6 protein-coding genes are annotated in these 15944 nt (G+C 73.5%); all 6 read left to right on the top strand.

Annotated features, from left to right (window positions below):
• The first annotated feature begins 416 nt into the window (after positions 1–416).
• Genes JK364_RS16900 through JK364_RS16925 form a run of 6 tightly spaced genes read left to right on the top strand, consistent with a single transcriptional unit; the run spans position 417 to position 15937 of the window.
• Complete coding sequence (locus JK364_RS16900) at positions 417–7601, top strand: type I polyketide synthase (protein WP_201851923.1); 7185 nt, start codon at positions 417–419, stop codon at positions 7599–7601.
• The gene (locus JK364_RS16905; protein WP_201851924.1) at positions 7598–12172 is read left to right on the top strand and encodes a type I polyketide synthase; all 4575 of its coding nucleotides are present in this window, start codon (positions 7598–7600) and stop codon (positions 12170–12172) included. Before JK364_RS16900 ends, JK364_RS16905 begins: the two co-directional genes overlap by 4 nt.
• Entirely contained in the window at positions 12169–12531 is a 363-nt protein-coding gene (locus JK364_RS16910) for an acyl carrier protein (protein ID WP_372461952.1), read from the top strand. Before JK364_RS16905 ends, JK364_RS16910 begins: the two co-directional genes overlap by 4 nt.
• A gap of 3 nt (positions 12532–12534) precedes the next feature.
• Positions 12535–13434, top strand: coding sequence for an alpha/beta fold hydrolase (locus JK364_RS16915; protein WP_372461953.1), 900 nt, complete (start codon positions 12535–12537; stop codon positions 13432–13434).
• On the top strand, positions 13431–14801 hold the full coding sequence (locus JK364_RS16920) for a glycosyltransferase (protein WP_201851925.1): 1371 nt from the start codon (positions 13431–13433) through the stop codon (positions 14799–14801). The genes JK364_RS16915 and JK364_RS16920 overlap by 4 nt, the downstream gene beginning before the upstream one ends.
• Complete coding sequence (locus JK364_RS16925) at positions 14798–15937, top strand: class I SAM-dependent methyltransferase (RefSeq protein ID WP_201851926.1); 1140 nt, start codon at positions 14798–14800, stop codon at positions 15935–15937. The genes JK364_RS16920 and JK364_RS16925 overlap by 4 nt, the downstream gene beginning before the upstream one ends.
• Positions 15938–15944 lie beyond the last annotated feature (7 nt).

The raw sequence follows: 15944 nt of genomic DNA on the forward strand, positions 1-15944 counted from the left end.
TCGGCCTTCTCCACGAGGGCGGGGCGCACCCGCTTGGCCCCCGGGCCGGGCCGCCCCGCCGCTCCGTTCCGCATCCGAAATTCGCGAGAGCGAAATGAGGATCCGGCGTCCGCGCAGGTTAAGGCGCATTCAAGGTTGACTTATGCGCCTCGGCCTACCTTCGAAAACGATCTCGTTCACACGAGATATATGAACATTTAACAGGGGGAGAGAAGGTGGCGGCGCGGCCGATGTACTCGCGTCTGGCGAGATTCAGCCCGTCGCGGCGAGAGCGTGAACGACTGCTTGTTGACTCTTCAGTAATAACGTGGCTAATTTCAGTCGGCGCCGTTTCGCGGGATTGCCATGCCATACGTTCGACATGCCTTGCCCGAATTATCTCCATTTCCTGCCGCGCTAGCGATTTTGGAGAAAACATGTCAGCCGCCGTGGACGCAGGCGATCTTGTCATCGGCATCACTCCGTTCGGGGAACCGGACGCCAGACTCGCCGCGGCGGTCAGCCGTGCGGGCGGACTCGGCATCCTCGACCTGGGAACAACGGGCCGTGCGGCCCTCCGGGCATGGGAGGACATCGGTGAGTGGGCGGCCGACGGCCGGTACGGCATACGGGTCGCGGCGGGCTGCCGCCTCACCCCCGCGGACCTCCTGGACGCCGCTCCCGCCGACGGCTCACACGGCGGTGGGTTCGGCCCTCATACGGTGGTGCTCGGAGTGGACTCGCCCTGGCCGGTGGAGGCCGTTGCCGGCCACTGCCGTGTGCTGGCCGAGGTCACCGACCTGGACGAGGCCCTCGATGCCATTCGCGCCGGTGCGCACGGGCTGATCGCGCGGGGGAGCGAGAGCGGCGGCCGGATCGGTCAGCTGGGCACGTTCGTCCTGCTCCAGCGGCTCCTCGCCGACCCCCGGGTGTCCTTACCGGTGTGGGCCTGCGGCGGCATCGGCCCGAGCACCGCCGCCGCGTGCGTGCTCGGCGGCGCGGCAGGGGTCGTCCTCGACACCCAGCTGGCCCTGCTCGCCGAATCCGGGCTCCCGGAGGACCGCGCCGCCGCTATCCGCTCCATGGACGGCTCCGAGACCACCGTCCTCGACGGACACCGGATCTTGCGGCGCCGGGGGCGCGGCCCGCACCCCGGACCCGACCTGACGGTAGGTCAGGACGGCTTTCTGGCCGCGCGGTTGGCCGAGCGGTGGCGGGATGCCGGCCGCACGGTCCGGGGCATCGCGGACGCCGTCCGGGAGGCCGCACACGAGGCCGTACGGAACGGCTCCCCAGTCGTCGCGGGGCTGCGCCCCGGCGCCCCGCTGAGCACCCGCCTCGGCACCCGGCTGCCCCTGGCCCAGGGCCCGATGACCCGGGTCAGCGACCAGGGCGCGTTCGCCTCCGCCGTCGCCGCCGGGGGAGCGCTGCCGTTCATCGCGCTCGCCCTGGCCGGACGCGCTCAGGCGCGCACCATGCTGGAGGAGGCGGCGGCCGCGCTGGACGGACGCCCCTGGGGCGTCGGTGTCCTCGGCTTCGCACCCGAGGAGATCAGGAACGCCCAGCTCGAGGCCGTCCGTGAGATCCGCCCCAGCCACGCGATCATCGCGGGCGGACGGCCGTCCCAGGCCAAGGCGCTGGAGCGGGACGGCATCGCCACCTTTCTGCATGTGCCCTCGCCGGGGCTGCTGCGCCAGTACCTCCAGGCCGGGGCGCGGCGGTTCGTCTTCGAGGGCTCCGAATGCGGCGGCCATGTGGGGCCGCGCAACAGCTTCCCGCTGTGGGAGGCCCAGATCGCTGTCATCGGGGACTTCCTCGACGAGGCCGCACACGACCCGCGTCACACGGCGGGCACGGACGGGGCCGACGCGGCCGATGGCACCGACGGCGCGGGTATCGAGATCTTCTTCGCCGGGGGAGTGCACGACGAACGCTCCGCCGCGATGGTGGCCGCGCTCGCCGCCCCGCTCACCCGGCGCGGCGTCGCCGTCGGGTCGCTGATGGGCACCGCGTATCTGTTCACCGAGGAGGCGGTGGCCCACGGCGCCGTACAGCCGCTCTTCCAGCGCCAGGTGGTGGCCGCCGAGCACACCGTGCTGCTGGAGACCGCCCCCGGCCATGCCACACGCTGCGTGCCCAGCCCCTTCACCGAGAGCTTCGACACCGTGAAGGAGCGGCTGCGGAACGAGGGCCTGCCGGACCGGGAGGTCTGGGAGCGGCTGGAGCGGCTCAACGTGGGACGGCTGAGGATCGCCAGCAAGGGCATGGACCGCGGGCCCGACGGCGCGTTGGCCCCGGTGGACGAGGACGGCCAGCTCAGCGGCGGGATGTTCATGGCCGGGCAGGTGGCCGTGATGCGCTCGGCCACCACCACGATCGCCGCACTGCACCATGCGGTGGGCCCCGGCGCCGCCGACTTCCTCACCGCATGTGCGGAGGCGGTGTGTGAGCGCCTGGGCGTGGCCACGGCCCCGGCGGCGGCCGAGGCGCCCGCGCCGCTGGACGTGGCCGTCGTCGGCATGGCGTGCATGTTTCCGCAGGCACCCGACCTCGCCTCGTTCTGGGCCAATGTGGTGGGCGGCGTGGACGCCGTCACCGAGGTGCCCGCCGAGCGCTGGGACCCCGCCGTCCACTACACGGGCGACAAGGAAGGCGCCTCCGCCTCCCAATGGGGCGGATTCCTGCCACCCATCCCCTTCGACCCGCTGCGCTACGGCATTCCCCCGGCCTCGCTCGGCAGCATCGAACCCGTACAGCTGCTGGCCCTGGAGGCCGCCCGCCGGGCCCTGGACGACGCCGGATACGGCGACCCCGGTGACGGCGGCCGGGCCTTCGAGCGCTCCCGCACCTCCGTGGTGTTCGGCGCCGAGGCGGGCAGCGATCTGTCCAACGCCCAGACGCTGCGCGCCGTCCTGCCGTCCTACGTCCACGAGGTGCCGCGGGCCCTGGCGGACCAGTTGCCCCGGCTCACCGAGGACTCCTTCCCCGGCATGCTCGCCAACGTCATCTCCGGGCGGATCGCCAACCGGCTCGACCTCGGCGGCGCCAACTACACCGTGGACGCGGCCTGCGCGTCATCGCTGGCCGCCGTGGACGTGGCCTGCAAGGAGCTGACCGCCGGTACCAGCGACCTCGTGCTGTGCGGCGGCGCCGATCTGCACAACGGCATCAACGACTATGTGCTGTTCTCCTCCGTGCACGCCCTCTCCCCGACGGGCCGCTCCCGGACCTTCGACAGCTCGGCCGACGGGATCGCGCTGGGCGAGGGTGTGGCATGTGTCGTCCTCAAACGGCTGGCGGACGCCGAACGGGACGGCGATCGCGTCTACGCCGTCATCAAGGGCGTCGGCTCCTCCAGCGACGGCCGTTCGCTCGGGCTGACCGCCCCGCGCCCCGAAGGACAGCGGGCCGCGCTGGAGCGCGCCTACGCCAATGCCCGCGTCTCGCCCGCCGACGTCGGCCTGATCGAGGCGCACGGCACCGGTACGGTCGTCGGCGACCGCACCGAACTCACCGTGCTGGGCGAGGTGTTCACCGAGTCGGGGGCCGCACCCGGGGCGTGTGCGCTGGGCTCGGTGAAGTCCCAGATCGGCCACACCAAATGCGCCGCGGGCCTCGCCGGGCTGGTGAAGGCCGCGATGGCCCTGCATACGGGCATCACACCGCCGACCCTGCATCTGACCCGGCCCAACGAGGCGTGGGACGCGGACCGCAGCCCCTTCGCCTTCCACACCCGGGCCCGGCCATGGGCCGCCGCGCCCGCCGAACGGGTGGCCGGGGTCAGCGCGTTCGGCTTCGGCGGGACCAACTTCCATGTGGTGCTCGCGGCACACGGCCGCGGAGCGCCACCCGCACAGGGGCTGGACGACTGGCCCGCCGAGCTGTTCCTCTTCCGCGGGACCGACCGGGCGGCGGCGCTGCGGCTGGTCCAGCAGACACTCGACGAGCTCGTGGCCAATGACACGGCGGGTCGGCCGTGGCGGCTGCGCGACCTCGCGCTGACCGCCTCCCGGCGGGCCGACGCCGGCCGGGAACCGGTCCGGGTGGCCGTGGTGGCCTCGGACCTGGACGACCTGGCCGCACGATTACGTCAGGTGCTCGCGGGCGATCCGCCGGGCCAGGGGCCGCGCGGAACGGACGGGCTGCACACGGCCCCGGACACGCCCGGGGAGACTGAGAAGACCGGGGAGACCGGGGAGACCGGCGAGACCGGCGAGACCGGCGAGACCGGGGGCAGCGGAGAGGCCGAGGGCGAGCCGGGGCGCGGCAAGGTCGCGTTTCTCTTCCCCGGGCAGGGCAGCCAGCGGCCCGGGATGTTCGCCGACGCCTTCGTCACCTTCCCCGAGCTCCAGCGCCATCTGCGCCACGGACGCGGCTACGCCGACGCGCTGTATCCCCCCGCCGCCTTCGACAAGGCCGGGGAGTCGGCACAGCGCACCGCGATCACCGACACCCGGGTGGCCCAGCCAGCGCTGGGCATCGTCGGGCTCGCCGCGTACACCCTGCTCACCTCGGCCGGGGTACGGCCCGACATGGCGGCCGGACACAGCTACGGCGAGCTGGTCGCGCTGTGCGCCGCGGGCGCGCTCGACCCCCGTACGCTGCCGCGGCTGAGCGCCGAGCGGGCGGCCGCCATCCTCGGCGCCGCCGAGGCCGACTGGGAGGAGCCCGGCACCATGGCCGCCGTGACCGCGGCCCCCGACGAGGTCGAGCCGGTGCTGCGCGCGGCCGGGCTCGACGGGCGCGTGGTGGCCGCCAACCACAACGCACCACGGCAGACCGCGATCTCCGGGCCCCAGCGGGACATCGAGGAGGCGGTGCGGCTGCTGCGGGAGGCCGGGCACTCGGTCAAGCGGATCCCGGTGGCCTGCGCCTTCCACAGCCCGCTGGTGGCCGGGGCCGGTGCGCGGTTCGCCGAGGCGCTGGCCCGCCATCCGGTGCGCGAGGCGGAGTTCCCCGTCTGGGCGAACCGCACCGCTGCCCCGCACGGCGCGGAGCCGGATGCCATCCGCGCCGAACTCGTCGCCCAGATCGGCGCGCCGGTCCGCTTCGTGGCGCAGATCGAGGCCATGTACGAGGCGGGCGCACGGATCTTCGTGGAGGCCGGTCCGGGGACGGTGCTCACCCGGCTGGTGGGGGAGATCCTCGACGGCCGCCCGCATCTCGCCCTCGCGTGCGAGGGACGACGGTCCGGCGCCGCCGGGCCGCGGGGGTTTCTGGACACCCTCGCCCGGCTGGCCGTCGCGGGCGTTCCGGTACGTACTGCCTGGCTGTTCCACGGTCGGGACGCGGTGGCGGCGGGATCCGCCCCGCCACCGAAGCGGCCCGGCTGGACGGTCGACGGACACCTCGTCCGCACCGCGAACGGTGAGCTCCTGCCCGGTGCGCTGGCACCGGCCCGACGTGTCATGGAGGCTACGGTGAGCCAGTCGGATCGGACGGGTGGCGGCGAGTACGGCGACAGAGACGCCCTGATCTCGGAGTTCCTGAGAACCAGCCGAGAGATGATCGCCGCCCAGCGCGATGTACTCCTCACCTACTTCGGTAGCGCTCCGGGCGAACGGCGCGTGGCGCCACCGTCCCCGGTCGCCCCGGCCACGTCCCTGCCCGCCGAGCTCGCCCCGGTGGCTGTCGCCCCGGTGGCCGCCGCCCCGGAGGTCCCGGCCCCGGCCGCCGACGTGGCTCCTGCCCCGCCCGCACCCGCCACGGGGCCCGATGTGCTGCGCGCGGTCTCCGAAATCATCAGCGAACGCACCGGCTATCCGGTCGACATGATCGAACCCGATCTCGATCTCGAGGCCGATCTCAGCATTGACTCCATCAAACGCGCCGAGATCGCGGGTGAGTTGGCGCGGCGGCTCGGTGTCGCGGGCGCGGACACCGCCGGCCTGGGCGATGAGGAGCTGGAGGAGCTGGCCAAGGCGCGTACCACCGCCGCCGTCACCGATTGGCTCACCGCCCGTCTCGCGCCCGCGACCCCCGTGACCCCCGCACCGGTCGATGAACCGGAGCAGGCGGCCGTGGACGGCGTGGCGCCCAAGCGGATGCGGCTGGTGCCCGTGCCCCTCGGCGCACCGGACGACGGCGCCGCCGCGCCGCCCGATCTGACCGGCAGGCGCTTCGCCCTGCTCGGCGGGGACGCCGACGGGGTGGCCGAGGCGGTGGCCGCCCGCCTCGGCGAGCGCGGTGCCGAGGCCGTCATCCTCACCGCCGGCCATCAGCTCACCGAGGACGACGGCCGGGTGGACGGTGTGCTGCTGCTCGATCCGCTGGCCGCTTCCGGCGCATCGGTGCTGCCCGAGGCGTTCACGGTCCTCCAGTCCGCCCTGCGGCGCGCCCCGCGGTGGCTGCTGGCGCTCCGCCGCACCGACCCGCTCGTCGCGCGCACGGCCGGGCTGCGCGGGGTGTTCCGTACGGTGGCCAGGGAGTACCCGGACACGATCACCAGGCTGGTGGAGTTCCCCGCCGAGGCGGCCGGACTCGCCGATGCGGCCGGACTCGCCGATGGAGCCGGGTCCGCCGATGCGGCCAGGTCTGCCGACGCAGTCAGGCCCGCCGATGCGGTCAGGCCCGCCGATGCGGCCGGATCCGCCCACACCGTGGCCGACGGGCTGCTCGACGAGTTGCTCGCCCCGGACGGTACGCCCGTCGTCGTGCGCGACGCGGAAGGGCGCCGCCACCGGCTGGACCTCGTGGAGGCCCCGCTGGGCGCGCTCGCCGGTTCGGGCGCCGGGCCCGCCGGGGACGGCGCGGCGGAGGCCGCCGCGCTCGGCCTGGACCGGGACGCGGTGGTGGTCCTGGTCGGCGGGGCGCGGGGCATCACCGCGCGGTTCGCCGCCACCCTCGCGTCCGCCGCCCGCTGCCGGATCGAGTTGCTCGGCCGTACGCCGGAGCCCGTGGGCCCCGAGGACCCGGCCACCGCCGGGGCCCGCGACGAGACCGTCCTGCGCGCGGCGCTCGCGGCGCGTGGCGGGCTCGGGCCCGCCGAGATCCAGCGGGAGGCCGCCCGGATCCTGGCGCGGCGCGAAGTGGCCGCCACCGCAGCGGAGTTGACCGCGCTCGGCGCCCGGGTCCGCTATCGCTCGGTGGATGTCCGCGACGCCGAAGCGGTGCTCCAGGCGGTGAAGCAGATCCACGCCGACCACGGACGGCTGGACGGTGTGGTCTACGGGGCCGGTGTGATCGAGGACCGGCTGATCGCGGAGAAGTCCGCCGAGTCCTTCCAGCGGGTGTACGGCACCAAGGTGGAGGGAGCCCGGACGCTGCTGGACGCGCTGGCCGAACTGCCCGAACCCCCGGCGTTCGCGGTGTTGTTCGGCAGCATCGCCGCCGTGCTCGGCAACCGCGGCCAGGTGGACTACGCGGCGGCCAACGACGCGATGGAGACCCTCGGCGCGCGATGGCGGGACCGCACCGGCCGCCGGGCGCTGACCGTGCACTGGGGCCCGTGGGCACCGGCCGGAGCCCACGGCGGGATGGTGACACCGGAGCTCGGCCGCGAGTACGCCCGGCGCGGCATCTCGCTCATCGACCCGGAGGAGGGCACGCTGGCGCTGCTGCGCGAGCTGGCCTGGGGCGAGGAGTCCACGGGGTCCGTCGTCTACACCGCCTCGGGCTGGTGAGCGTGACGGACGAGCAGTCGCACCGGCAGCCGCCGGTGGCCATCGTCGGGATGTCCGTGCTGCTGCCCGGCTCGCCGGACCTGGACACGTACTGGCGCAACCTGGTCGGTGGCGTGGACGCGATCAGCGAGGTCCCGGACGGGCGGTGGGACGCAGGTTTCTACGCCCCGGACGGCGGTGCCGATACGCCGACGGCACCCGACCGGGTGTACTGCCGACGGGGCGGATTCGTCGACGAGTTCGCCCGGGTCGAGGCCGCCCGGTTCGGGATCATGCCGAACTCGGTGTCCGGCACCGAACCCGATCAGCTGATCGCCCTGGGCGTCGCGGCGGCGGCCATCGCCGACGCGGGCGGTGAGGACCGGCTGCCCGACCGGCAGCGGGTGGGCGTGGTGCTGGGCCGGGGCGGCTATCTCACTCCCGGTCTTGTCCGGCTCGACCAGCGGGTGCGCACCGCCCACCAGCTCGTACGGACCCTCGGCGAGCTGCTGCCCGACCTCGGCCCCGGCCAACTCGACCGCGTACGGGCCGCGTTCACCGAGCGGCTGGGCCCGGACCGGCCGGAGTCGGCCATCGGCCTGGTGCCCAACCTCGCCGCCTCGCGCATCGCCAACCGGCTCGATCTGCGCGGCCCCGCGTACACCGTGGACGCCGCCTGCGCCTCCTCGCTCGTCGCCGTCGACCAGGCCGTGGGGGAGCTGGTCTCGGGGCGGTGCGATGTGATGCTCGCGGGCGGGGTGCACCACTGCCACGACATCACCCTGTGGAGCGTCTTCTCCCAACTGCGCGCGCTGTCGCCGAGCCAGCGGATCCGGCCCTTCCACCGCGCGGCCGACGGCCTGCTGATCGGCGAGGGCACCGGCGTGGTCGTCCTGAAACGGCTCGCCGACGCACTGCGCGACGGCGACCGCGTCTACGCGGTGATCCGCGGCACCGGCGTGGCCTCCGACGGCCGTGCCACCGGTCTGGTCAACCCGGACCCGGGCGGTCAGACCCGTGCCGTACGGCAGGCGTGGCGGGCCGCGGGCCTCGATCCGCGCGAGCCGGGCGCCATCGGGCTGCTGGAGGCGCACGGCACTGCCACCCCCGCCGGGGACGCGGCCGAACTGGCCACGCTGGCCGAGGTGTTCGGACCCGGTGGCATGCCGGGTGAGACGGCCGTCATCGGCTCGGTGAAGTCGATGATCGGCCACACCATGCCCGCCGCCGGTGTCGCGGGCCTGGTGAAGGCCGCCCTCGCGGTCCACCACGGCCGGTTGCTGCCCACCCTGCACTGCGACGACCCCCATCCGGCGCTCGCGGCCACCCGCTTCTCCGTGCTCGACGCGGCCAGGCCCTGGGACGCGCCCGTACGGCGCGCCGCCGTCAACGCCTTCGGCTTCGGTGGGATCAACGCCCATGTGGTGCTGGAGCAGCCGCCGCGGGTGCCGGAGCCGCGCCGCGCCACGACCCTCGTCATCGAACCGGAGCGAGTGCTGGCGCTGGCCGCGGACACCCCGGAGCAGCTGGCCGAACTGCTGGCGGCGGACGACACGACCGTACGGACGACGGTGACGGGGCGGGACGCCCGTACCCGCCTGGGCATCGTCGAGCCCACCGCGAAACGGCTGGCACTCGCCCGGCGCATGGTGGCCAAGGGCCGCCCGTGGCGGGGCCGTAACGACATCTGGTTCACGCCCGAGCCACTGCTCGGCGCGGGCCCGGCGCCGAGGGGGAAACTCGCCTTCGTCTTCCCCGGTCTCGAAGCCGAGTTCGTCCCGCGTGTCGACGGTGTCGCGGAATACTTCGGGCTCTCCCGCCCGGCCGGGGACCGCTTCGGCGAGGCGGCGCGCGTGGGCGACATCGGCCGCCATGGCGTCGGCGTCTTCGGCGTCGGGCAGCTGCTGGACGCGGCACTGCGGCGGATGGGGGTCGTACCGGACGCGGTGGCCGGGCACAGCGTGGGGGAGTGGACCGCGCTGGTCGTGGGCGGCCTCTACGCGGGCGAGGAGGTCGATGCCTTCCTGGACTCCTTCGACCCGGACGCGCTGCGAGTGCCCGGTCTGGCCTTCGCGGTCCTCGGCGCGGGTGCGCGACGAGTGTCCGACGCGCTCACCGAGCGGGCGGACGGCCGGATCGTGCTCTCGCACGACAACGCGCCCAGCCAGTCGATGGTGTGCGGGCCGCGCGACGATGTCGAGGAGTTCGTCCGGGCCATGCGCGCCGAGGGTGTGATCGCGCAGGTCCTGCCCTTCCAGTCCGGCTTCCACACCCCGATGCTGGCGCCCTACCTCGACCCCATTCGGGCCGTGACGGAACGCTTCGAGCTGCTCCTGCCGCCCAGGACCCCCGTCTGGTCCGGGACGACCGCCGCACCCTATCCGGCGACGGAAGCGGAGGTGCGCGAGCTGTTCCTCCGGCATCTGCTGGAGCCGGTGCGCTTCAGGCTGCTGACGGAAGCGTTGTACGAGGCGGGGTTCCGTGCGTTCGTCCAGGTCGGCACGGGGCAGTTGGGGTCGCTCATCGGCGACACCTTGCATGGCCGTGATCACTTGGTGGTGGCCGCCAACTCGCCCCACCGGGACGGGGTGTCCCAACTTCGGCGCGTGGCCACGGCGCTGTGGGCGGAGGGGGTGGAGGTGGATCCCGCGTTGCCATGTGAAGCCTCGGGCACGAGATCGGCGCTTCCCGCGGTGCGACTGGATCTGAGCGGTTCGCTGATCTCGCTCACCGAACCGCACCTGACCGAGCTGCGCGAGCACGTACTCCACGTGGTGGGCAATCGTTCCTCCCCCGGCTACCGCCGGGAGGTGCCCCCTGGGCGGAACGGGTGGGCACCACCCCACCCGCACCCGGCAACGGCGAATGCGTTGCACGCAGCGCCTCCGCACGCCCCGTGGGCAGCTGAATTAAACGCCCTGCTCAGTGAGACCGCCGCCACCGCGACAGCGGTCATCGCGGCAAGCCGCCCACCGACCCCCCACACCCACGATTTGCGGGTCTCCACGGAGACCATGCCCTACCTCCGCGACCACTGCTTCTTCCCCCAACGCCCAGGCTGGCCCGCTGAGTCGGACCGCTGGCCCGTGGTTCCGGCCACCACGATCGTCCAGCACCTCATGGCAACGGCGGAGCGCACGGCGGGCAACAATCTCGTGGCCTTCGCCGTGCACGGCGCCCGCTTCGACCAGTGGGTGACGGCGTCACCCCCCACCACCGTCCAGGTCACCGCGACCCCCACCACGGCGGCCCAGTACACCGTCACCTTCGGCCGCAGCGCCCGCGCCACCGTGGAAGTGGCCGCCCGCCACCCCGATACGCGTCCCGCGCCCTGGAGGTTCGCCCCCGCCACCGAGCGCACACCCGACCACGCCGCTCAACTCATCTACGCCGAGCGCTGGATGTTCCACGGCCCGGCCTTCCAGGGGCTCACCGAACTCACCGCGATCGGCGCATCGCACATTCGCGGCACGATCACCACACCCCCCGCGCCCGGAGCGCTGCTGGACAACGTCGGACAGCTCCTCGGCTACTGGATCATGGCGACCCGCACCGAACGGACCGTGGTCTTCCCGATCGGCATGCGTCTGATGCGCTTCTTCGGACCGCATCCGGCCCCCGGCACCCCGGTGGAGTGCCTGATCAGGATCACCTCGCTGACCGATACCGCGCTCGAGGCCGATGCGCAGTTGCTGATCGGCGGCGAGGTGTGGGCGGAGCTGTCCGGCTGGCAGGACCGCCGGTTCGACAACCACCCCGAAACCCGGCCCGTGGAGCGCTTCCCACAGCGCAACACGCTGTCGCGGCCCCAGCCTGGCGGTTGGGTACTGCTCCATGAGCGCTGGCCCGACCTGGCCTCCCGCGACCTGATCATGCGTAACCACCTGGGCGGCGACGAGCGCACCGGCTATGAACACCAGCCGCCACGCGGCCGCAGACAGTGGCTGCTGGGCAGGATCGCGGCCAAGGACGCCGTACGGCGGTGGCTCTGGGACCATGGCGAAGGCCCGGTCTTCCCCGCCGAGATCGGCATCCGCGAGGACGCCCACGGGCGCCCGTACGCCATCGGCGTGCACGGCCGGACCCTGCCCGAACTGGCGCTCTCGCTGGCACACCGGGCCGAGACCGGGGTCGCCCTCGTGGTGCCGCGCCACGCGAACGGCGCCGCGGGCCCCGGTATCGCCCTCGAAGAGGTCACCGACCACGATGACGTGGCCGTCGCCCTCGCCTGGCCGGAGCGGGAACTCCTCTCGGCCCTGACGGCCCGGACCGGTGGATCACCCGGCCGCTGGGCCACCGCCTTCCGGGCCGCGAAGGAGGCGGTCGCCACGGCGGAGGGCGCCGGACTCCGCGACCGGCCACGGGACCTGACCATCGCCGGGGTACGGCCGCCCGGTGCGGGCCACCCCGACGCGCCACCGGCCCGGCTCATCGTCGAAGTGGCGACCACCACGCCCGGACAGCCCCCGCGCCGCTACGAAGTCCACACCATGACCATCGCCAACCCGCCCGGACTGCCGGACCGGGACTACGCCGTGGCCTGGACGACCGGCCCGGACCACAAGGAACAGGACGAGGAGAGCGATCAGTGACCACCGTCAATCAGGCCGCCCCGTCACCCGCCGCCGAGGCACCGGTCAGCACACCGGCCGGCGCACCAGCCGACGCACCGGCCGTGCTCGCGGAGATATCCGGGATGCTCCGGACGATGCTCGACGAATACGGGCTCGACGATATCGAGGTCACCATGGGGACCCGCTTCACCGAGGATCTGGAGCTGGAGAGCATCGATCTGGTGGCGCTGGCCGGCAGCCTGGAGGCCCGGTACGGCAGACAGGTCAACTTCGCCGAGTTCGTGGCCGGCCTCGACCTCGACGAGATCATCGACCTCACCGTGGGACAGCTCGTCGAGTATGTCGTCCGGTGCCTCAGAGCCGCCCGGGAGCGCTGACCGATGGCGATGATCGACACCGACCACGTCACCGGCCACGACGGCCCGCATACCGGGACGGACGGCGTCCGACTGCATGTCCAGCGGTTGTCCCCGCCCGACGGCCGTCCGCCCACCGCCACCGCCGTGCTCATCCACGGTCTGCTCACCGACTCCCTCGCCAGCTGGTACTTCACGGTGGCCCCGGACCTCGCCGCCGCCGGACTGGAGGTGGTGATGTACGACCAGCGGGGACACGGCCGCAGCGAGCGCCCCGGCTCCGGCTACCGGCTGGACACCTTCGTCACCGATCTGGAGCGGCTGCTGGACCGGCTGGACATCACCGGTCCGGTTCACCTCGTGGGCAACTGCTTCGGTGGAACGGTGGCGTTCGCCTACGCCATGCGCCGTCCGGAGCGGGTGGCCGGTATCGCGGTGATCGAGGCGAAGCCCGCCACCGAGAGCTGGCTGACCGAGATCAGCGGGATCCTCCGGCGGGTCGAGGAGGAACTGGTCGTCCATGAGGCCGAGTCGCTGGCCTGGGTCAGCGCCAACCGGGGCGCCCACACCGCACGGCTGGCCAAGTCGGCCGCCCGCCTGGTCCGTACGACCAGCATTGCCGAGGACGTACCCGCGAGCCGGGTGGTGAGCGAGGAGCAGGTCCGCGCGGTGCGCTGCCCGGTGCTGGCCGTCTACGGCGCCGATTCCGAACTCGCCGGACAGGAACGGTGGTTGGAGTCGGTCCTGCCCGGCACCCGGACCGTCGTCCTGCCGGGGCAGGGCCACTCGGTCCTCGCCGAGGCGCCCACGCGCATCCGCGAACTGCTGCTGTCCTGGATCGACGAGCGTGAACACGAAGGTGAACACGAGCGCCATACGGCCACCGACACCGCGGCGGCGGCCCTGGAGGCCGATGCCTCATGAGCGAACCGAGCGGAGACCCGGAGGCCTCCCCCCGCACATCCCGCCGCTTTCTCTTCGTCGTGCCGCCACTCGTCGGCCACGTCAACCCCACCGTCGGTGTCGCGGCCGAACTGACCGCACAGGGACACCAGGTGGCCTGGGCCGGGATGCCCGAGGTCGTCGAGCGGCTGACCGGGCGGGGAACGACGGTCCACCGCTGCGCCGGGCCGGTGCTGGGCGAGGGCGGGGCGGGCCGGCCACCGGACGTACGCGGTCCCGCGGCGCTGAAGTTCCTGTGGGAGCGGTTCCTGGTGCCGCTCGCCGAGGCCATGGCTCCGGGCGTGGCCAGGGCCGTCGAGGAGTTCCGCCCCGATGTGGTGATCGCCGACCAGCAGACCGTGGCGGGCGCGCTGGTGGCCGAACGGCTGGGGGTGCGCTGGGCCACATCCGCCACCACTTCGGCGGAGTTCACGGGCGCGCTGGACGGGATGCCCAAGATCGACGCATGGCTGGACGGGCTGCTGCACGAGGTGCGGGGCCGGATCGGCGACCCGGAGGGCACGGCCGATCCCCGGTTCTCGCCGGATCTCGTCCTCGCCTTCACCACCGAGGAACTGGCCGGACGACCGGCCCGGGCGGGTGACCGCATCCACTACGTGGGCCCCTCGATCGCCGAGCGACCGGCCACGGCGGACTTCCCCTGGGAGTGGCTGGATCCCGCGCGCCCCGCCGTCCTCATCACGCTCGGCACCGCGAACACCGACGCCGGGGCGCGCTTCCTCACCGAGTGCCTGGAGGCCGTACGGGCGCGGGCCGGTCGTTTCCAGACGGTCATCGTCGACCCCGACGATGTACTCACCCGGGCCACCCGGGACATCGAGAACATGCCCGCCACCCCGGACGACAACGACGTTATGGTGCGCCGCTACGTCCCCCAACTCGCCCTGCTGCGACGGGTGAACGCGGTTGTGTGCCACGCGGGCCACAACACCGTCTGCGAAGCCCTCTGGCACGGCGTACCGCTCGTCGTGGCGCCCATCCGGGACGACCAGCCGGTGGTGGCCGCCCAGGTGGTGGACGCGGGCGCGGGCATCCGGGTGCGCTTCGGCAGGGCGCGGGCCGCGGCCATCGGCGAGGCGCTCGACGCCGTGCTGGACGAGCCGCGCTACCGCGCCGCGGCCGAGCGCGTGGGCGCGTCCTTCCGCGCGGCGGGCGGCGCCACCGCGGCCGCCACCCATCTGGAGCGGCTGGCCACCGCGGGCGCCACCCACGACTCAGCGGGCGCCACCCACGCCACCTCGAATGTCCCCCACGCCAACCCGAGTGGCCCCCACGCCACCGCGAGCACCGCCGGCCACGCCACCGCGAACCCGGAAGGGAATCGATGAGCCGCGAGAGTGCCATACCCAGCGCACCGGAGAAGCCGTCCCGCGCCGAGACCGTCGCCGCGCTGCGCCCCCGCTACCAGGCCGATCTGGCGCGGGGGACCGAGCGGTTCTTCGAACCCCGCCGCACCGACTGCCCGTGGTGCGGCTCCACGCGGCTGGTGCGGCGGCTGCGCACCAAGGACCGGTACCAGAGCAAACCCGGCCGCTTCCGGCTCGACAGATGCCGGGACTGCCGCCATGTCTTCCAGAATCCACGGCTGAACGACGACGGCCTGGAGTTCTACTACCGCGACTTCTACGACGGGATGGGGGAGATCGAACTCGGCAACGTCTTCTCCGGCCGCGACAAGGTGTACCGGCGGCGCGCGATGTTCCAGGAGCCCTCCGCCGAGCCCCCGAAGACCTGGCTCGACGTCGGCACGGGACACGGCCACTTCCCCGAGGTGGCCCGTACCGTCTTCCCCGGCACCCGCTTCGACGGACTCGACTTCACCGCCGGTGTCGAACTGGCCGAGCGGACGGGCCGCGTCGACCGGGCCATCCGCGGCAGCTTCCCCGAGTTGGCCGAGGAGTGGCCGGCCGGGAGCTACGACGTGGTGAGCATGTTCCACTACCTGGAGCACAGCACGGACCCCCGCGCCGAACTCCGCGCCGCCCGCCGCGCCCTGCGACCCGGCGGCCATCTGCTGATCGAGGTGCCCGATCCGGAGAGCTGGTTCGGTCGCCTCTTCGGCCGGTTCTGGCTCCCCTGGCTCCAGCCCCAGCATCTGCACTTCGTCCCGGTGGCCAACCTCCGCGAGGAGCTGACCGCGCTGGGCTTCACCGTGATCGACGAACAGCACCGCGGGCCCTCGGACACCGTCGATCTGCTCGGCGCCGTCTGGCTGGCGCTCAACGCGATCGCCCCACCCGATGACGCCCCCTCCCTGGCCAAGCCGCCCGGCCGGCTCCGCTGGCTGCTGCGCTGCGCGATCCTCCTGGCCGGCGTGCCCGCCCTCGTGGTCGCGACCACCCTCGACCGCCTGCTGCTCAAACCGCTGGCGGGGCTCGGCGGGATGTCCAATGCCTATCGGGTGGTGGCCCGGTGTGAGGCCTCCGCCCGTTCCGGCCCCCGTCAAGGCCCCGGCGGCGGTTGAGCCACCC

It is taken from the genome of Streptomyces endocoffeicus (assembly GCF_016741935.1).
In the GTDB taxonomy this organism is placed as follows: domain Bacteria; phylum Actinomycetota; class Actinomycetes; order Streptomycetales; family Streptomycetaceae; genus Streptomyces; species Streptomyces endocoffeicus.